17 protein-coding genes are annotated in these 17903 nt (G+C 69.9%); 12 read left to right on the plus strand and 5 right to left on the minus strand.

The features are described from left to right. Window positions 1-48: 48 nt before the first annotated feature. Together V2S04_RS03405 and menD are read left to right on the plus strand one after the other, a co-directional pair. On the plus strand, window positions 49-390 hold the full coding sequence (locus V2S04_RS03405) for a PLDc N-terminal domain-containing protein (protein ID WP_340086185.1): 342 nt from the start codon (window positions 49-51) through the stop codon (window positions 388-390). Beyond that, complete coding sequence (gene menD, locus V2S04_RS03410) at window positions 387-2054, plus strand: 2-succinyl-5-enolpyruvyl-6-hydroxy-3-cyclohexene-1-carboxylic-acid synthase (RefSeq protein ID WP_413637095.1); 1668 nt, start codon at window positions 387-389, stop codon at window positions 2052-2054. The genes V2S04_RS03405 and menD overlap by 4 nt, the downstream gene beginning before the upstream one ends. Window positions 2055-2078: 24 nt before the next feature. Here the strand turns inward: menD and rmuC are convergent, their stop codons facing one another. Continuing rightward, window positions 2079-3653, minus strand: a complete 1575-nt coding sequence (gene rmuC / locus V2S04_RS03415; RefSeq protein WP_413637096.1) for a DNA recombination protein RmuC — start codon at window positions 3651-3653, stop codon at window positions 2079-2081. A gap of 133 nt (window positions 3654-3786) precedes the next feature. Here rmuC and V2S04_RS03420 point away from each other — a divergent pair, with 133 nt between their 5' ends. Beyond that, window positions 3787-4641, plus strand: coding sequence for a polyphosphate kinase 2 family protein (locus tag V2S04_RS03420; RefSeq protein WP_413637097.1), 855 nt, complete (start codon window positions 3787-3789; stop codon window positions 4639-4641). Between the two features lie 10 nt (window positions 4642-4651). On the opposite strand, the gene ubiE is transcribed toward V2S04_RS03420, so the two are convergent. Further along, a complete protein-coding gene (ubiE, locus tag V2S04_RS03425; protein ID WP_413637098.1) occupies window positions 4652-5365 on the minus strand; it encodes a bifunctional demethylmenaquinone methyltransferase/2-methoxy-6-polyprenyl-1,4-benzoquinol methylase UbiE in 714 nt (237 codons plus the stop codon). A 69-nt stretch (window positions 5366-5434) separates the two neighbouring features. Here ubiE and V2S04_RS03430 point away from each other — a divergent pair, with 69 nt between their 5' ends. Genes V2S04_RS03430 through V2S04_RS03450 form a run of 5 tightly spaced genes read left to right on the plus strand, consistent with a single transcriptional unit; the run spans window position 5435 to window position 10834 of the window. Further along, on the plus strand, window positions 5435-5989 hold the full coding sequence (locus tag V2S04_RS03430; RefSeq protein ID WP_413637099.1) for a DUF402 domain-containing protein: 555 nt from the start codon (window positions 5435-5437) through the stop codon (window positions 5987-5989). Between the two features lie 19 nt (window positions 5990-6008). Continuing rightward, entirely contained in the window at window positions 6009-7277 is a 1269-nt protein-coding gene (locus V2S04_RS03435; RefSeq protein ID WP_413637100.1) for an isochorismate synthase, read from the plus strand. A gap of 58 nt (window positions 7278-7335) precedes the next feature. Then, on the plus strand, window positions 7336-8397 hold the full coding sequence (locus tag V2S04_RS03440) for a polyprenyl synthetase family protein (RefSeq protein ID WP_413637101.1): 1062 nt from the start codon (window positions 7336-7338) through the stop codon (window positions 8395-8397). Between the two features lie 13 nt (window positions 8398-8410). Continuing rightward, window positions 8411-9784 (plus strand): FAD-dependent oxidoreductase, encoded by a 1374-nt coding sequence (locus V2S04_RS03445; protein WP_413637102.1) that lies wholly within the window; start codon window positions 8411-8413, stop codon window positions 9782-9784. A 57-nt stretch (window positions 9785-9841) separates the two neighbouring features. Further along, entirely contained in the window at window positions 9842-10834 is a 993-nt protein-coding gene (locus V2S04_RS03450; RefSeq protein WP_413637103.1) for an alpha/beta hydrolase, read from the plus strand. A 10-nt stretch (window positions 10835-10844) separates the two neighbouring features. Here V2S04_RS03450 and V2S04_RS03455 read toward each other — a convergent pair whose 3' ends face one another. From V2S04_RS03455 to V2S04_RS03465, 3 genes are all read right to left on the minus strand, one after another. Further along, complete coding sequence (locus V2S04_RS03455) at window positions 10845-11489, minus strand: GntR family transcriptional regulator (RefSeq protein WP_413637104.1); 645 nt, start codon at window positions 11487-11489, stop codon at window positions 10845-10847. A 122-nt stretch (window positions 11490-11611) separates the two neighbouring features. Next, window positions 11612-12100, minus strand: a complete 489-nt coding sequence (locus V2S04_RS03460) for a YajQ family cyclic di-GMP-binding protein (protein WP_413637105.1) — start codon at window positions 12098-12100, stop codon at window positions 11612-11614. 42 nt (window positions 12101-12142) lie between these two features. Then, the gene (locus tag V2S04_RS03465) at window positions 12143-13495 is read right to left on the minus strand and encodes a serine/threonine-protein kinase (protein WP_413637106.1); all 1353 of its coding nucleotides are present in this window, start codon (window positions 13493-13495) and stop codon (window positions 12143-12145) included. A gap of 240 nt (window positions 13496-13735) precedes the next feature. Here V2S04_RS03465 and V2S04_RS03470 point away from each other — a divergent pair, with 240 nt between their 5' ends. The 4 genes from V2S04_RS03470 to V2S04_RS03485 all read left to right on the plus strand — a co-directional run bounded on the left by V2S04_RS03470 (window position 13736) and on the right by V2S04_RS03485 (window position 17781). Next, window positions 13736-14950: an extracellular solute-binding protein gene (locus V2S04_RS03470; RefSeq protein WP_413637107.1), complete on the plus strand. Its 1215-nt coding sequence runs from the start codon at window positions 13736-13738 to the stop codon at window positions 14948-14950. A gap of 88 nt (window positions 14951-15038) precedes the next feature. After that, a complete protein-coding gene (gene malF / locus V2S04_RS03475) occupies window positions 15039-16643 on the plus strand; it encodes a maltose ABC transporter permease MalF (protein ID WP_413637108.1) in 1605 nt (534 codons plus the stop codon). Further along, window positions 16643-17527, plus strand: a complete 885-nt coding sequence (locus tag V2S04_RS03480; protein WP_271639497.1) for a sugar ABC transporter permease — start codon at window positions 16643-16645, stop codon at window positions 17525-17527. The genes malF and V2S04_RS03480 overlap by 1 nt, the downstream gene beginning before the upstream one ends. A gap of 95 nt (window positions 17528-17622) precedes the next feature. Next, window positions 17623-17781 carry a hypothetical protein gene (locus V2S04_RS03485; protein ID WP_181417655.1) on the plus strand — a complete coding sequence of 53 codons (159 nt, stop codon included), beginning with the start codon at window positions 17623-17625 and terminating at the stop codon, window positions 17779-17781. Window positions 17782-17903: the final 122 nt, after the last annotated feature.

The following is a 17903-nucleotide window of genomic DNA, read 5'->3' on the forward strand; positions in this document are numbered from 1 at the left end:
TCGCCGCTCTCCGGGCCGGGGCATGAGTCGGCGAACTACACTGGAGGCATGGCTCGTGTCCTGATCGTCGGCGGTTTTCTGGCTGTCATCTTCTGGGTGTTCAGCATCGTCGACGTGGCCGTGCAGCCCGCCGACCGGCACCGCGGGGTGTCGAAGGGCCTCTGGGTGCTGATCGTCGTGCTGCTGCCAGTGATCGGCGGCATCCTGTGGTTCTGGATCGGGCGCCGGCGCCGCGGCGAGCGGGTCAGCGACTTCGTGACCGGACCCGACGATGATCCGGCAGCCCTGCGCCGCATGAGCACGGCCGAGCAGGATGCCCGGATCCGACAGCTGGAAGAGGAGCTGGCGCGTCTCGACGACGAGACCGACGGCACGGATCCGCGCTCGTGAGCAGCTCGCCCGCGAGCGATGCAGCGGCAGAGCTGCTCGCCGAGCTGGTCGCACACGGCGTCCGCGATCTCGTCCTCTCGCCGGGTTCGCGCTCGCAGGCACTGGCGCTCGCCGCGACCTCCCTGGCGCGCACGGGCGCCCTGCGCGTGCACGTGCGCATCGACGAGCGAGTGGCCGGATTCACCGCGCTGGGCATCGCTCGCGAGAGCCGGGTTCCCGTGGCAGTGCTCTGCACCTCGGGAACCGCCGCCGGCAATCTGCTTCCCGCGACGATGGAGGCGTTCCACTCGGGCATCCCGCTGCTGCTGCTGACGGCCGACCGTCCGCCCGAGCTCCGCGGCGTCGCGGCGAATCAGGCGACCGTCCAGCCCGGCCTCTTCGGACCGTTCGTGCGCCTGCACATCGATGCCGAGGTGCCCGGGGAGTCTGACATCTCAGCATGGACCGGACTCGGCGAGCGGGCTGTGCGCGCCGCTCTCGGACTCGAAGGAGATGGTCTGGCCGGGGTCGCCGGGCCCGTGCACCTCAACCTGCCCATGCGTGCGCCGCTGTCGGCCGCGGCAGAGGTCACGGCGACGCCCGGTGATGCGCCGACGGCGCCGCCAGCCGAGCCCGTGCTGCTGAAGCGGGGTCCGCGCACGATCGTCGTCGCGGGAGCGGACGCCGGCGCGGATGCCGAGGAGCTGTCGCATGCGGGCAGCTGGCCGCTCATCGCCGAAATCGTCAGCGGAGCGCGCTTCGGCCGGCTTCTCGTGCACGGCTACCGCGCCCTGCTGCAGGAGGAGTCGCTGGGCGGGCGCATCGAGCGGGTTGTGGTGTTCGGGCATCCCACCCTCAGCCGTGAGGTCGCAGCTCTGCTCTCCCGCCCCGACGTCGATGTCATCGCCGTGCGCGCGGGTGGCGAAGCGCTGAATCTGAACGGCCGCACCCGAGCGGTCGCCGCAGTCGGTGCCGAGGCCGGCGCGGCCGACCGTCAGTGGCTGGGAGAGTGGATGACCGCCTCGCAGGAGAGCGCGATCGACCTCAGCGCCCCCGCGCCGGATCAGAAGGGGCTGTACTCCGAAGACAGGGCCGAGCGGCTCGATGCGGTGCGCGCCGAGCTGGAGGCCGTGCGCCAGCGCGTGGATCGCCGGATCCTGGCGGATGCCGTGTGGCGAGCCACCTGGCCGCATGACCGTCTCGTGTTCGGGTCGTCGCGGCTGGTGCGGGTGGCCGACCAGGTGCTGGGCGGCAAGAAGGTGCCCGTGCACGCCAATCGCGGACTCGCCGGCATCGACGGCACGGTGGCGACGGGCATCGGCATCGCCCTGGCCAGTCAGGGCGATGGCGCGCCGGGAGTGACTCGCGTGCTGCTCGGCGATCTCGCGTTCCTGCACGACGTGGGCGCCCTGCTGCTGCCCGCTGACGAACCGGCCCCGCGCATCCAGGTGATCGTCGGCAACGACCGCGGAGGGACCATCTTCGACGGCCTGGAAGTCGCCTCCTCCGCCGAGCCGGCCGACCTCGACCGGGCGTTCTACACCCCGCACGCGGCGCAGTTCGCAGAGCTCGCCGCCGCTTACGGATGGCAGTTCCTGCAGGTGAGCACCCGCTCCGCCCTCGACCAGGCGCTGACGTCAGCGATCTCGGGCCCGCAGATCATCGAGGTGCCCCTCGAACGCTGAGCCGCGCTCGCCCACGGCACGCAGTCACTCGAGGCGGCTGGTGATCTCGCCCAGGTCGACGCTCGCGAAGCGCTCCTCGCCGGCCGGGGAGTCGGCGTCGCCGGTCTCGAGTTCGTACAGGTCGCTCTTCTGCGGGGCGACGGCCTGCGCCTCGACAGGCTGCGTCTCGGTGAGCACGTCGTCGAGGCCCTGCAGCGCGCTGAAGCGTCGCGCCTGGGTGACGACGTTGCGATCGAGCGAGCCGGCGAACCGGTTGTACGCGTCGACCGTGGAGTTGAGGCTGCGGCCCAGCTTCGCCAGATGCTGGCCCAGCGTGCCGAGGCGCTTGTGCAGCTCCTTGCCCACCGCGAAGATCTGCTGCGCCTCCTGCGCCAGCTGATCCTGCCGCCAGGCGTGCCCGACGGTGCGCAGCAGCGCGATCAGCGTCGACGGCGTCGCGATGATCACATTGCGCTCCAACGCGTACTCGTACAGCGTGGCGTCCTGATCCAGTGCTGCGGCGAGGAACGGCTCGGCCGGCACGAACATCACCACGAACTCGGGCGAGCCCGCCACCACGTCCCAGTACTGCTTGGCTCCGAGGTCGTCGATGTGCTTCTTCAGATGGCGGGCGTGCGCCGCCAGCCGCTGCGCGCGCACGGTGTCGTCGGTGGCCTCCATCGCCTCGAGGTAGCCGCTGAACGCGACCTTCGAGTCGACGACGACGCGCTTGTCGCCGGCGAGGTGCACGACCAGGTCGGGCCGCAGCGCGCCGTCGTCGGTGCTGTGATGCATCTGCTCGTCGAAGTCGACGTGATTGACCATGCCCGACGCCTCGACCACGCGCCGCAGCTGCAGCTCGCCCCAGCGGCCGCGCACCTGAGGTGCCCGCAGGGCGTTGACCAGGTTCCGGGTCTCGGAGCCGAGCGCGTCGGAGGACTGCCGCATGATCTGCAGCTGCTCGGCGAGCGCCGCGTGCGCCTCGAGTCGCGCCCTCTCGGCGGTGGTCATCTCGGACTTCACCGTGTCGAGAGTCCTCTGGATCGGCTCGATCAGCTGCTGCACGGCGTCCTGACGCTTCTGCAGCTCGGCCGCGCCTTCGGTCTGGCTGCGCTTGAGCCGCTCCTCGGCCTGCTGCAGGAACGCCTTCGTGTTCGCCTCCAGCGCCCGCCGGCTCAGCGCATCGAACTCGTCGGCGAGGCGCTTCTGATCGGCCTTCAGCTCTTCCAGCCGCTCGGTCGCCCGCCGGCGCTCCGCCAGCACATCGGCATCCGCCTCCTCACGCATCTCGGCGAGCCGGCGCGCATGCTCCACGCGCTCGTGCTCCCGTCGCTCCTCGGCCTCGCGCCGGGCATCCGCCACCGCCCGCTCGCCCAGCTGCCGTGCCTCGGCGACCCGACGATCGGCCAGCGCCCGCTCCTCCTGCACGCGCGCGGCCGTCTCGGCGCGCAGCGCCTCGGCATCCCGCTCGAGTGCGGCGACGCGCAGCAGCGCCGCAGCGGCCTCCGCCTGACTGCCGGCATCGGCCGAGCGGCCGCGCTGCGTGCCGAGTACGAACCCGAGCGCGCCGGCGAGGGCGGCGGCGATCACCGCGATGACGACGAGAACGATGGTGTCCATGTCTCCGATTGTGGATGAGGCCACCGACACTTCGACTCGCGGGCGGTTCCTGAGCGAGGAGCGCAGCGACGAGTCGAAGGGCGCTCAGTGCGGCGCATGGCCCGCTCCGGCTCGCAGGGGGCATGATGTCTGCATGGCGACGCACGCATGGACCACCGAGCCGGCCGAGCTGCTCAAAGTCGGCGAGGGCTTCTCTCTCGACGCGGTCGATGCGCACGCGCATCCGGGGTTCGACGGCGACAAGACGACCGGCACAGCGCTGCTCGACGCTCGTGAGCAGCGTCTCGACGAGCTGCAGGAGCGGCTGTTCGCGGCAAGCCGGATCGGTGACGGCCACGATGCCGTGCTGCTCGTGCTGCAGGCGATGGACACCGCCGGCAAGGGCGGCATCGTGCGGCACGTGGTGGGCGGTGTCGATCCGCAGGGCGTCGACCTCGCTGCCTTCAAGGCGCCCACCGACGAGGAGCTCGCGCACGATTTCCTGTGGCGCATCGAGAAGCGGCTGCCCGGCCCGGGCATGATCGGCGTCTTCGACCGCTCGCACTACGAGGACGTGCTGATCGCACGCGTGCGCGGCCTCGCCGATCACGCCGAGATCGAGCGGAGATACGCGGCGATCGTCGATTTCGAGCGCCGCGTCGCCGCATCCGGAACCCGCATCGTCAAGGTCATGCTGCACATCTCGCCCGATGAGCAGAAGGAGCGGCTGATGGAGCGGCTGGAGCGATCCGACAAGCACTGGAAGTACAACCCCGGCGACGTCGACGAGCGGATGCGCTGGGACGACTACATGGCCGCCTATCAGACCGTGTTCGAGCGGACCTCGACCCCGGAGGCCCCCTGGTACGTCGTGCCGGCGGATCGCAAGTGGTACGCGCGCCTGGCCGTGCAGGAGCTGCTCATCGACGCGCTCGAAGACATCGATCCGCAGTGGCCCGCCGCCGATTTCGACATCGAGGCCGAGAAGAGGCGCCTCGCGGCGAGCTGAGGCCGGCCGCTCAGGCCTTCGGCTTGCGTGCGCGGTGCAGCGCGACGATCCCGAACGACAGATTGCGGTACTCGACGTCGGTCCAGCCCGCCTCCCGGATCCATGCCGACAAGGTGGCCTGGTCGGGCCAGTCGCGGATCGACTCGTTCAGGTAGTCGTAGGCGTCGCCGTTGGTGCCGGCGAGGCGCGCGACCCGCGGCAGCACCTGCGCGTTGTAGAAGTTGTAGAAGCCGCGGAAGAAGCGCCCCGGCGGGGTGGAGAACTCGTTGATCACCATGCGGCCGCCGGGCTTGGTGACGCGCAGCAGCTCGCGCAGCGCCTTCTTCGGCTCCTGCACGTTGCGCAGCCCGTACGACATCGTCACCGCGTCGAACTCCTCGTCGCCGAAGGGCAGATCCGTGGCATCCGCCTGGACGAAGGTGATGTTGTGCAGGTGGCCGTGCCGGCGGCGGCCCTCGGCCAGCATCCCGGGGGAGAAGTCGGCGGCGACGACCTGCGCCCCGCTCGCGGCGAGAGAGGCGGAGGAGGATGCCGTGCCGGCCGCCAGGTCGAGGATCCGCTCGCCCCGCTGCGGCGCGACCGCGCGGGTCGTGGCCGCGCGCCACAGCGCGTCGTTGCCCAGGGTCATCACCGTGTTGGTGCGGTCGTATCCCTTCGCGACCTGGTCGAACATGCCGCTGACGCGGGAGGGGTTCTTGCCGAGATCGGCGCGGTTCGGCTCCATGCTTCGATCCTAAAGCGAGCGGATGCCCTCACGACCCGGCGCGTGCCGACCCGGTCATAGACTCGCCGGGTGAATCCGAACCGACCCGAGCCCGGCACCCCGATGGTCATGAAGTGGCGCAAGTGGGACGGGTCGCCGCACTGGGTGAACGACGTGGTCTATCTGGGCGCCGACGGCTGGGGCGACTGGGTCGGGCAGCCGATCGGGTGGCGCAGTCACCGCCCCGGAGCCGATTTCGTCGCCGAGTCACCGAACGTCACGCTCGTGCCGCGAGATCACCACGACTTCGCGCTCACCGTGCACCGCGGTCACCCGCGCGACCTGCGGGTCTACATCGACGTCGCGTGGGACGTGCGCTGGACGGATGATCCGCGGCTGAGCACCGCCATCGACATGGACCTCGACGTGGTGCGCCGCCTGAACGAGCAGGGCACGTACGTCGACGATCGCGACGAGTGGGCGGAGCACAGCGTCCGCTACGGCTATCCGGCCGAGGTCATGACGCGGCTCGAAGCGCGCACCCTCGAGCTCGAGCAGCAGGTGCTCGCGCAGGTCGCCCCGTTCGACGACGCCACGGTCGATCCGTGGCTCGACCGGCTCATCGCCCTCGGCCTCGACCGGTGACGGCCGGTAGGCTGGATGCGTGAGCAGCACCCGCCTGGTCGCGCAGACCCGTGAGATCCCGCCCGTCGGGGATCTGCTGGCACACACCTCCGCCGCACGTCCGCTCGCGTGGCTGCGCCGCGGCGAGGGGATCGTGGCCGCCGGCGACGGGGTCGCGGCCGTCATCCGCATACCGGCAGGGGCCGAGCGCGTGCGCAGCGCTGCGATCGCCGACGCATGGCGCGCGATCGCGGCGAACGCCGAGATCGACGACGCCGTGCGCGTCCCCGGCACGGGACTCGTCGGATTCGGCGCCCTGACCTTCGACGAGGGCTCGGCGGCGGACAGCGTCCTCGTCATCCCGCAGACCGTCATCGGCCTGCGCGACGGGCGCAGCTGGATCACCCGCATCCGCCCGGCCGGCGACGCCGAGTTCGCGCCGATCCCGCAGCCTGCCGCTCACGGCCCGCACTGGGCAGGGCGCGTCGGGCCGGGCGCGCAGACGCCGCAGGGCTATCAGGATGCCGTGCGCCGGGCGCTCGACGAGATCGCCGACGGCGCGTACCGGAAGGTCGTGCTCGCCCGGGACCTCACCGGCACGGTACCGGGCGACGCCGACCTGCGCCGCCTCGTGCGCGCTCTGGCGACCGGATACCCGGACACGTGGACCTTCGCTGTCGACGGTCTGATCGGCGCGAGTCCCGAGACGCTGGTCACGGCGCACGAACGGGTGGTCACCGCGCGGGTGCTGGCTGGGACAGCGGCGCGGGGTGCCGACCCGACCGAGGATCATGCCGCCTCCGCGGCGCTCGCAGCCAGCGGGAAGGACCTCGCCGAGCACCGCTTCGCCGTGCAGAGCGTGCTCGCGGCCCTCGAACCGCACACCAGCGGGCTCGACGCCGACGCCGACCCTTTCGTGCTCGAGCTGCCGAACCTCTTCCATCTCGCCACCGACGTCGCCGGCCGCCTGAGCGATGGCGCCTCCTCCCTCGACCTCGTCGGCGCACTGCATCCCACCGCAGCCGTCGCCGGCACGCCGACGGATGCCGCCATCGCCGCGATCCGGCGCATCGAGCCCTTCGACCGCGGCCGCTACGCAGGGCCGGTCGGCTGGATCGACGCCGCAGGGGACGGGGAGTGGGCGATCGCGCTGCGCTGCGCGCAGTTCGGCGACGCCCCGCAGGGGGCATCCGCCGCCCGCCGGGTCACCGCCTATGCCGGCGCCGGCATCGTGGCCGGCAGCGAGCCCGAGGCGGAGCTGCTCGAGACCCGGGTCAAGTTCCGACCCCTCGTCGACGCACTCGCGTGAGCGGATCCGGACGCGCGCCCGCGCCGTCGTGCCCCGCCGCGAAGGTAGGGTTGACTACGTGACTTCGAGCCCCGCGACCCCGGGCACGCGACTGGCGAGCCGACTCGGCTTCAGCGACCGCATCTTCCTCGGTCCAGGCGCGCGCCGCATCGCGTCGCGCATCGAGGCGGGTCTCGACCTGGTCGAGGCCGGCATCGCCGAGGAGGTCAAGGTCGCCGACTCGATCGCGGATGCCGCGGCACGCTACCTCTACGAGGCCGGTGGCAAGCGCATCCGCCCGGTGCTCACCCTGCTCACCGCCCAGCTCGGCGACGGGGGAACCGACGCCGTGATCGACGTCGCCAAGGCGCTCGAGCTCACCCACCTCGGCTCGCTCTACCACGACGACGTCATGGACGGCGCCGACACCCGTCGCGGGGTGCCCGCAGCGCACGCCGTGTGGGGCAACAACGTCGCGATCCTCACCGGCGACATCCTCTTCTCGCGCGCCAGCCAGATCATGTCGCGCTACGGCGACCGCGCGATGCGCCTGCAGGCCGACACGTTCGAGCGCCTGGTGCTCGGTCAGCTGCACGAGACCGTCGGCGCGCAGCCGGGCGATGACCCGATCGACTTCTACATCCAGGTGCTCGCCGACAAGACGGGGTCGCTCATCGCGGCGGCCACGCAGGGCGGCGTGATCTTCTCGAACGCCCCCGCCGAGTTCGAAGAGCCGCTGCGGGTGTACGGCGAGAAGGTCGGCGTGGCATTCCAGCTGCTCGACGACGTGATCGACCTCTCCGCAGATGCCGGCGAGACCGGCAAGGTGCCCGGCACCGACCTTCGCGCCGGCGTGCCGACGATGCCGTCGCTGCTCCTGAAGACGAGCACCGCTGCCGGCGACGTCGACCTCGCCCGGCGCATCGACGAGGGTGTCGCTCGCATCGCCGAGGGCGCAGACCCCGCGGTGCTCGACGGGCCGCTCGCCGAGCTGCGCGACAACGAGGCCACCGCGCAGACCATGACCCTCGCCCGCACCTGGACCACCGACGCGATCGCCGCGCTGGAACCGCTGCCCAAGGGCACCGTGCGCGACGCGCTGACCCGGTTCGCGGAGACTCTCGCTGATCGCAGCAGCTGACGGAAGGAACCCCATGACGAAGCTCAAGCTGGCCATCGTCGGGGCGGGACCGGCAGGCATCTACGCCGCCGACCTCCTGCTCAAGGCCGAGCGCAAGTTCGATGTGTCCATCGATCTGTTCGAGCAGCTGCCCGCCCCCTACGGCCTCGTCCGCTACGGCGTGGCCCCCGACCACCCGCGCATCAAGGGCATCATTACGGCGCTGCGCGACGTGCTCGACCGCGGCGACATCCGGCTGTTCGGGAACGTGCGCTTCGGCACCGACATCACCCTCGACGATCTGAAGCGGCACTACAACGCCGTGATCTTCGCCACCGGCGCCGTGCGCGACTCGTCGCTCGACATCCCCGGCATCGACGCCGATCACTCGTTCGGCGCCGCGGAGTACGTCAGCTGGTTCGACGGGCATCCGGATGTGCCGCGGGAGTGGAGTCTGGATGCCGAGTCCGTCGGCGTCATCGGCAACGGCAACGTCGCCCTCGACGTCGCGCGCATGCTCGCCAAGCACGCCGACGACCTGCTGGTCACCGAGGTGCCCGAGAACGTCTACCAGGGGCTGAAGGCCAGCCGCATCACCGACGTGCACGTGTTCGGCCGCCGCGGGCCCGCGCAGGTGAAGTTCACCCCGCTCGAGCTGCGCGAGCTGGGCGAGCTGCGCGATGTCGACATGGTCGTCTACGACGAGGACTTCGACTACGACGAGGCGTCGCGCCAGGCCGTCGCGAGCAACAAGCAGGTCATGGTGATGGACCGCATCATGCAGTCGTGGCGCAAGCTCGACTCGGTGAACAACGCAGGCGGCACCGCATCGCGTCGCCTGCACCTGCACTTCTGGGCGCGCCCCGTCGAGGTGAAGAAGGACGAGAACGGCCGGGTCGCCGCGCTCGTCTACGAGCGCACGAAGTCCGACGGAGCCGGCGGCGCGGTCGGCACCGGCGAGCTGCGCGAGGTGCCCATGCAGGGCCTGTACCGTGCGATCGGCTACTTCGGCTCGCCGCTGCCCGGCGTGCCGTTCGACAAGAAGCACGGCGTCATCCCGAACCGCGAGGGGCAGGTGCTCGAGACCAAGTCGAACCAGCGCGTGCCCGGCATCTACGCCACCGGCTGGATCAAGCGCGGACCGGTCGGCCTGATCGGCCACACCAAGTCGGATGCCATGGAGACCGTGCGGCACCTGATCAACGACCAGGGGTCGTGGTGGCAGCCCGAGGACCCGTCCGACGACGCGATCCCCGCTCTGCTCGCCGAGCGCGGTGTGCAGTGGACCGACCTGGACGGCTGGCACCGTCTCGACGCGCACGAGATCGAGCTCGGGGCGCCGCAGGAGCGCGCCCGCGTGAAGCTCGTGCCGCGCGAGGAGATGGTGCGCGTCTCACGCGGGGAGTGACGCCCGCTGCTCCCGGTCTCCGCGATGCGCGGTGGTCCGCCCCGCTAGGTTGAAGGCATGGACGCGTGGGTTCCCGACATCCTCGGGGAGGGCTTCGAGCAGCTGACGCTGCCGCTGGGGGAGGATGCCGAGGGCGACGTCGTCGCGACGCTGGTGCGCGCCCTGCCATCGGCCGCGCCGTGGTGGTCGCTGCGCGGCGATCGACGCCCGCTGGCCGATGTCGACGTGCTGTACGTGCACGGCTGGTCGGACTACTTCTTCCAGAAGCGTCTCGCGCGGTACTGGACCGATCGGGGTGCGCGATTCTTCGCCCTCGACCTGCGCAAGTACGGCCGCAGCCTGCGGCCGGGGCAGACGCCGGGATACGTGGTGGACCTCGCCACTTACGATGAGGACATCCAGGCGGCGCTGAGTGCGCGGGGCGATGCCACCGGCCGTCGACTCGTGCTGCTCGGCCATTCCACGGGCGGACTCACCCTCAGCCTCTGGGCGTCCCGGCACCCCCGCCAGGTCGACGCCGTGATCCTCAATGCGCCGTGGCTGGAGTTCCAGCTCGCCCCGGCGCGGGCGGCGATCGCGCCGATGGTCGAGCTGCAGGCGCGGCTGCGCCCGATGGATGCCGCACCGCAGATCGACCTGGGCTTCTACAGCCGCGCGCAGCGGGAGACGGCCGACCCCGACGATCCGGTCGAGATCAACCCGCTGTGGCGTCCCGAGCAGGCCATGATCGTCCATGCCGGGTGGCTGCACGCGGTGCTCGCCGGACACGCGGCCGTCTCGCGCGGCCTCGCCATCGATGCGCCGGTGTGCGTGCTGCTCTCGGCGCGCTCGGCCCCGCCGACCCGATGGTCGGACGAGCTGACCTCGGCAGACAGCGTCCTCGTGGTCGACGACATCGCCCGGGCAGCTCTCCGGCTCGGCCCGTCGGTGACCGTCGAGCGCATCGACGGAGCACTGCACGACGTCTTCCTCTCCCGGCGTGAGGCGCGCACCGAGGCCTACGCGCGCCTCGACCGGTGGGTGCGGGGATGGGCGCACGCCACCCGCTGAACGGCGCGGCTCAGGTGACGTCGTACATGCGTCGGCACGCCTGCTCGGCGGCATCCGGATCGCCGCTTCGCACCGCGTCCTCGAAGTCCGTGCAGGCGGCGGCGACCAGGGAGCGCCGCTCGAGGGGCACCTCGTAGGTCGACAAGGCGCGCGCGAGGGCCAGATCGACCTCGTCGATGATCGTCTGCTGCAGCGCGTTGTCTGTGCGCCGGCCCAGGAAGACGATCACCTCTCGGCGTGCGCGCGATGTCGCGGCCGGGTCGGACAATTCGGCGGGAACGGCCCTGATCAAGCCGCACACCGTCTCGACCTCATCGGCGGTCAGACGCGGGCAGGCCAGCCGCGTGGTGACGCCGGCCTGCAGACCCGCGAAGACGTGGGCAGTCTCGACCTGGTCGGGCGTGACGGCCGAGACCTCCGTGTACCTGCTCGGATACATCGTCACCAGCCCGATCCGCTCGAGCCGCTGCAGCGCCTCGCGCACCGGCGTGCGCGAGACAGACAGCTCGGCGGCCAGATCGCTGTCGCGGATGCGTGTTCCCGGCGCGAGACGGCCGCTGACGATGCGTTCGCCGATCAGCTGGAACAGGCCCTCGGACAGCAGATGCTTCTTCGTCGCGGAATCGCTCCGCGACGGTCGTTCGACGTCGACCATGATGTCACTCCCCATGCGCCTCGCAGCGCCCCCCGGCTGCCCCATACAGCCCGTAACACCGGTATTCTACCCGCGCACTCCGACATCGTCACGGCGGCGCGTCGATCGCCGCACGGCAGCGGTCAGCGGTAGTTGATGAACTGCAGGTCGATGTCGAGGTCGCTGTTCTTGAGCAGCGCGATCACGGACTGCAAATCGTCGCGGCTCTTCGACTGCACGCGCAGCTCGTCGCCCTGGATCTGGCTCTTCACGCCCTTCGGGCCCTCGTCGCGGATGATCTTGCCGATCTTCTTCGCGTTCTCGCTCGAGATGCCGTCCTTCAGGCTCGAGGTCAGGCGGTACTCCTTGCCGCTGGCGACCGGCTCGCCCGACTCGAGGCTCTTCAGCGAGATGCCGCGCTTGATCAGCTTCGACTGGAACACATCGAGAACGGCGTTGACGCGCTCCTCGGAGTTCGCGACGATGACGATCTGCTCGCCACTCCACGAGATCGATGCGCCGGTGCCCTTGAAGTCGTAGCGCTGCTCGATCTCTTTGCGCGCCTGGTTGAGAGCGTTGTCCGCCTCCTGGTGATCAACCTTGGAGACGATGTCGAACGAAGAGTCAGCCATGACTACCACCATAGAGCGTCTGCGCGCAGGGAAGAGGGGCGATCACTTCCCGTTCTTCCCCTTGCCCTGGGAGTTCCCCTTCGAGTCGGAGCCCTTGCCGGAGTTGGTCTCGGGACCGCTTCCCGAGTTCCTGCCGGGACCGGCGTTCTCGTTCTTCGCGGTCGGCGCTTCGCGCTTCCCCGCGTTTCCTGTGCTGGTCTGCGCTGTCTGCACCTGTGCGGTCTGCACCTCGGGCTGGGGCGCCGGGTCGGCGACGGTCGTCTGCTCCGGGGTCGGCGCGGCGGGGGTCGGAGTCGCGGAAGTCTCGGCGACCACCGCCGGCGTGCCGCTCGGCGTGGGCGAGGAGCCGGCCGGCCAGGCCATCCACGCTCCGGCGAGCACGGTGGCCGCCGCCGCTGCTGCGGCGAAGACGCCCATCGTCCGTCGGCGCATGGGCCGGCGCGGCTGCACCTGCGGGGTCGTCGCGGAGGCGATCTTCGGCGCGACGGGGGTCGCGATCGAGACGCCGGGGGGCGACACGGCGGGGAGGGCCTGCGTCGCGCCGGTGGTGTCGTCGCGGGCATCCGCCGAGAGCGCCGAGACCTCCGCGACCACCTGCGCGGCCGTCGGCCGCTGGTCGGGGTCGCTGCTGGTCATCCGGCGCAGCAGCCGCACCCATTCGACGCCGAGCTCGTCCGGGATGCTCGGCTCACTGATCAGTCGCGCCAGTGCGGTCTGCACGTCACGGGTGCGCGGGAACGCCGGCTCGCCGGTCAGCGACTCGAGCAGCACGAGTCCGAGCGAGTAGATGTCCGCTGCCGGGGTGATCGGGTCGGCGCGGACCTGCTCCGGAGCCATGTACGCCGCCGTTCCGATCGCGATGCCCGGCGACGTGCGCCGTGCCTCATCGGGGTGGAAGGCGATCCCGAAATCGGTGAGCTTCGCGTTCCAGCCGGCGTCTCCCTCGGCCCGAGCGAGAAGGACGTTCGACGGCTTGACGTCGCGGTGCACGATGCCGCGGGCGTGGACGACGCGCAGCGCGTCTGCCAGATCGCGGCCGATCGCGGCGGCCTCGCCCCGAGTGAGCGTGCCCCGGGTGAGATGCGTGGCGAGCGTGGGGCCGTCGACGAACTCCATCACCAGGTACCGCGGGTGCGGAAGATCGAGACTCGCGTCGTACAGGGCCACGAGAGAGGGGTGGGAGAGGGATGCCAGAAGCGCCGTCTCGCTGTGGACGCGCTCGGATTCCAGAGGCGTCTCGTCGTCTGCGCGGAGCAGCTTGATGGCGACCGTGCGGCGCAGCAGCGTGTCGTGTGCGCGGTAGACCATTGATGTCGCGCCTCGGCCGACACAGCCGTCGAGTCGGTACCGTCCGTCGAGAAGAGGGGCCGTCGCCTCGTCGTCGATCGTGTCCATCGGAACTCCGCAATCCGGCACGGCTCGGGCGCCGTGACCCTGCCCAAGCTAGGGGCGCCAGTCCGCATCGTCTTCCGCCTTGACGTCCGCGCCCAGACGTGCAAGAGGCCACAAGCGTGCAGAACGATCTCGATTTGGAAACGCTTCCAGTCAGCGCTACCGAGAAGTGCTCGACGGAGTGCATACTGTAAGCGCTTGCAGTTTCCTGCAGGCCATTCGCATCCAGAGAGGTACGCACCAATGAAGGTGACCAAGAGAAGCATCCTCGCGTTCGGCGCACTCGCCGTCACGTCCGCAATCGCTCTGAGCGGCTGCGCATCGTCCACCCCCACTGCCGATGAGGACTCGTCGGGCAAGGGCGCGGCCAGCAAGCTCACCGTCTGGCTCGACGCGGAGCGCGTCGACGCGCTCAAGGGCGCGGCCGACGCCTATGAGGAGAAGACCGGCGTCACCGTCGATCTCGTCGGCAAGTCGGTCGACGACATCAAGGACGACTTCATCCAGCAGGCGCCGACCGGCAAGGGTCCCGACGTGGTCATGGGTGCACACGACTGGCTCGGCGAGCTGTCGACCAACGGCGTCGTCGCTCCGATCGAGCTCGGCGACTCGGCCGACGGCTACCTGCCCGTCGCGACTCAGGCGGCCACCTACGACGGCACCGTCTACATGCTCCCGTACGCGGTCGAGAACATCGCCGTGCTGCGCAACACGAAGCTCGTCCCCGAGGCTCCGAAGAGCTTCGACGACATGGTCTCGAAGGGCACCTTCGTCGTCGAGCAGGGTGCCGAGGGCAACCCGTATCACCTGTACCCGTTCCAGACCGCCTTCGGCGCACCCGTCTTCGGCACCGACGCGTCGGGAAGCTATGACGCGTCCGATCTCCAGCTCGGCAACGAGGGCGGCTTCGCCTTCGCCGACTGGCTGGCCGCACAGGGCAAGGCCGGCACGCTGAACACCGACATCGACGGCGAGATCGCCAAGCAGCAGTTCCTCGACGGCACCGCAGCCTTCTGGCTGACCGGGCCCTGGAACGTCGCCGCGGCCGTCGACGCCGGCATCGACGTCGCCATCGATCCGATCCCCAGCCCCACCGCAGAGGCGGCCTCGCCGTTCGCCGGCGTCAAGGGCTTCTTCGTCAGCTCGGAGTCGAAGAACAAGGTCGCCGCGAACGACTTCCTCGTCAACTACATCGGCACCGAAGACGTGCAGCTCGAGCTGTTCAAGGCAGGCAACGTGCTGCCCGCGCTGACCGCCGCCGCCGACACCGCGGCATCCGACCCGATCATCGCCGGGTTCCAGACCGTCGGCGCCGACGCGGTGCCGATGCCCGCGATCCCCGCGATGGGATCGGTCTGGCAGTACTGGGGCATCGCCGAGGCGGCCGTGATCAACGGCGCCGACCCGAAGGCGACCTGGCAGAAGCTCACGGACGACGTCTCCGCAGCGATCAAGTGATCGCCCGGGCGTGCTCGGGGCGGGGGATACCGCCCCGCCCCGAGCGCGCCTCCATCATCGAGCCTGCGAGACGACAACGGGAACAGAGATGACCGAGACCATGGAGCAGACCGCTCCTCCCACCAAGCGCCAGCGACAGGCCGCGCAGATCGCCGAGGCGGCCGCGACGCCGGTCGGCTGGATGCTGCTGAAGATCCTCCTGCTGGGGATCGTCGACGCGGTCGCCGTGTACGCGGCGTTCGTGCTCTTCGCCAATCAGGAGTGGCTGGTGCTCGCGGTGGTCATCGCCGTCACCGCCGCGGTGAACTACATCTACTTCTCGCGTCGGCGCGTGCCCGCGAAGTACCTCACGCCCGGGATCATCTTCCTGGTCGTCTTCCAGGTCTTCGCACTGGTCTACACGGGCTACATCGGCTTCACCAACTACGGCACCGGGCACAACGGCTCGAAGCCCCAGGCGGTCTCCGCGCTTCTCGCATCCGCCCAGGAGCGCGTCGAGGACTCGCCGGTCTATCCGGTGCAGATCGTCGAGCAGGCAGGCGTCTACGGCCTGCTCGTGACCGACCCCGCCACCGGCGACGCGCTGCTCGGCACGAACGACGAGCCGCTGCGCGAGGTCGATGCGCAGTTCGACGGCGGCATCGCCACTGCGACCGACGGCTGGCGCACCCTCCCGCTCGCCGAGGTCTTCAGCCTGTCATCCGAGCTCGAGAAGCTCTCGGTGCCGTTCAGCGACGACCCCAACGACGGCAGCCTGCGCACCCCCGACGGGCAGAGCGGCTACCTCTACATCTCGCAGCTCGAATACGACGCAGCAGCCGACACGATCACCGACACGCGCAGCGGCGTCGTCTACTCCGACACCGGCACCGGCGCCTTCACCGCCGACGACGGCGAGCAGCTGCTGCCCGGATGGCAGGTCAACGTCGGGTTCGACAACTTCGTTCGGGCCGTCACCGACGCCTCCATCCGCGGGCCGCTGATCTCGGTCACCGTGTGGACCTTCGTCTTCGCGATCGTCTCGGTGGCATCCACCTTCTTCCTGGGGCTGCTGATGGCGCTGGTGTTCAACAACACCCGCATGCGGTTCCGCAACACCTACCGGATCATCATGATCCTGCCGTACGCCTTCCCCGCGTTCCTGTCGGCGCTGGTGTGGGCCGGAATGATGAACGAGAGCTTCGGCTTCATCAACCAGGTGCTCCTCGGCGGAGCCGAGATCCCGTGGCTGACCGACCCGACGCTGGCGAAGGTGTCGATCCTCATCGTGAACCTGTGGCTCGGATTCCCGTACATGTTCCTCGTCTGCATGGGCGCGCTGCAGGGCATCCCGGAGGACGTCAACGAGGCTGCCGTGATGGACGGCGCCAACCCCTGGCAGATCTTCCGGCGCATCAAGCTGCCGCTTCTCCTGGTGACCGTGGCGCCGCTGCTGATCTCGTCGTTCGCGTTCAACTTCAACAACTTCAACCTGATCTACATGCTGACCAGGGGCGGGCCGCGGTTCACCGACGTCTCGATCCCGGTCGGGCACACCGACATCCTGATCTCGATGGTGTACAAGGTGGCGTTCACCGGGCAGACGCGCGACTACGGTCTCGCCTCGGCGTTCACGATCCTCATCTTCATCGTGGTGGCGACGATCTCGATCGTCAGCTTCCGCAAGACCAAGGCACTCGAGGAGCTGAACTGATGAGCACCCAGACCCTCGCACCGTCCAAGCGCTCCTTCGGCGCATGGTTCGCCGACACCGGCTGGCGCCACCTCGTCGCGATCGTGGTGAGCGTGTTCGCGCTCTTCCCGCTGCTGTACGTGCTGTCGGCATCGCTCAATCCGAAGGGCACGCTGACCGGCTCGAACCAGCTCTTCTCGGCCATCGGCATCGACAGCTACGTGCGCATCCTCACCGATCCGCAGAATCCGTACGCGCTGTGGTTCCTGAACACCCTGATCATCGCCACGGTCACCGGGCTGCTCACTGTGTTCATCGGCGCCTGCGCCGCCTACGCGTTCTCGCGCATGCGATTCGCAGGCCGACGGGTCGGGCTGATCACCGTCGTCGTCGTGCAGATGTTCCCGCAGCTGCTCGCGGTCGTCGCGCTGTTCATGCTCATGTCGACCCTCGGCGACTGGTTCCCGGCGATCGGGCTGAACACGCACACCGGCCTGATCCTCGTCTACCTCGGCGGCGCGCTGGGCGTGAACACCTATCTCATGTACGGCTTCTTCAACACGATCCCGAAGGAGATCGACGAGGCGGCCCGCATCGACGGCGCAGGGCACGCTCGGATCTTCTTCACGATCATCCTGCGGCTGGTAGCGCCCATCCTCTCGGTGGTCGGGCTTCTCTCGTTCATCGGCATCGTCAACGAGTACGTGATCGCCAGCGTCATCCTCATCGACCCCGAGAAGCAGACGCTCGTCGTGGGTCTCACCAAGCTCGTCGCGAACCCGCGCTACGCCGACTGGTCGGCCTTCTCGGCGGGGGCCGTGATGGCGGCGATCCCGGTGATGATCCTGTTCCTCTGCCTGCAGAAGTACATCGTCGGCGGCCTGACCGCCGGCGCCGTCAAGTAGGTCGCGACCCGGCTCGCACCGTCGGGTGCAGATGGTCGGCGGGACACGACGGCCGGATGCCACGGCGGGGCGCTCGAGAGGCATACGGTGAGAGCATGGCCGCACGCGTGGGAGGTCGCAATCTGGCGATCAGCTGGATCGTCGGGCTGCTGTGCGCGGGCGTGGTCGGCGCTCTGCTCTGGCTGTCGCTTCCGGCGGGACCCGGGCTGCTCTTCGTGGTCGGTCACCTGCTCGACGGCACGGTTCCCCCGTGACCCGGCCACCGCGATGACGCGGACCCACCGGTCACCGAGATCCCGGACACATCGGCACGCCTGCGCGGCGCGAATCACCGTCGGCGCTAGCCTCGGTGTGCATCTATCACGAGAGGCGATCA

Source organism: Microbacterium sp. OR21 (genome assembly GCF_047306785.1).
Lineage (GTDB): Bacteria > Actinomycetota > Actinomycetes > Actinomycetales > Microbacteriaceae > Microbacterium > Microbacterium esteraromaticum_E.

Coding starts and splice junctions, on each gene's coding strand:
- V2S04_RS03405 (WP_340086185.1), top strand. CDS start 49: ATGGCTCGTGTCCTGATCGTCGGCGGTTTTCTGGCTGTCATCTTCTGG.
- rmuC (WP_413637096.1), bottom strand. CDS start 3,653: ATGGACACCATCGTTCTCGTCGTCATCGCGGTGATCGCCGCCGCCCTC.
- V2S04_RS03420 (WP_413637097.1), top strand. CDS start 3,787: ATGGCGACGCACGCATGGACCACCGAGCCGGCCGAGCTGCTCAAAGTC.
- ubiE (WP_413637098.1), bottom strand. CDS start 5,365: ATGGAGCCGAACCGCGCCGATCTCGGCAAGAACCCCTCCCGCGTCAGC.
- V2S04_RS03445 (WP_413637102.1), top strand. CDS start 8,411: ATGACGAAGCTCAAGCTGGCCATCGTCGGGGCGGGACCGGCAGGCATC.
- V2S04_RS03450 (WP_413637103.1), top strand. CDS start 9,842: ATGGACGCGTGGGTTCCCGACATCCTCGGGGAGGGCTTCGAGCAGCTG.
- V2S04_RS03455 (WP_413637104.1), bottom strand. CDS start 11,489: ATGGTCGACGTCGAACGACCGTCGCGGAGCGATTCCGCGACGAAGAAG.
- V2S04_RS03460 (WP_413637105.1), bottom strand. CDS start 12,100: ATGGCTGACTCTTCGTTCGACATCGTCTCCAAGGTTGATCACCAGGAG.
- V2S04_RS03465 (WP_413637106.1), bottom strand. CDS start 13,495: ATGGACACGATCGACGACGAGGCGACGGCCCCTCTTCTCGACGGACGG.
- V2S04_RS03470 (WP_413637107.1), top strand. CDS start 13,736: ATGAAGGTGACCAAGAGAAGCATCCTCGCGTTCGGCGCACTCGCCGTC.
- malF (WP_413637108.1), top strand. CDS start 15,039: ATGACCGAGACCATGGAGCAGACCGCTCCTCCCACCAAGCGCCAGCGA.
- V2S04_RS03480 (WP_271639497.1), top strand. CDS start 16,643: ATGAGCACCCAGACCCTCGCACCGTCCAAGCGCTCCTTCGGCGCATGG.
- V2S04_RS03485 (WP_181417655.1), top strand. CDS start 17,623: ATGGCCGCACGCGTGGGAGGTCGCAATCTGGCGATCAGCTGGATCGTC.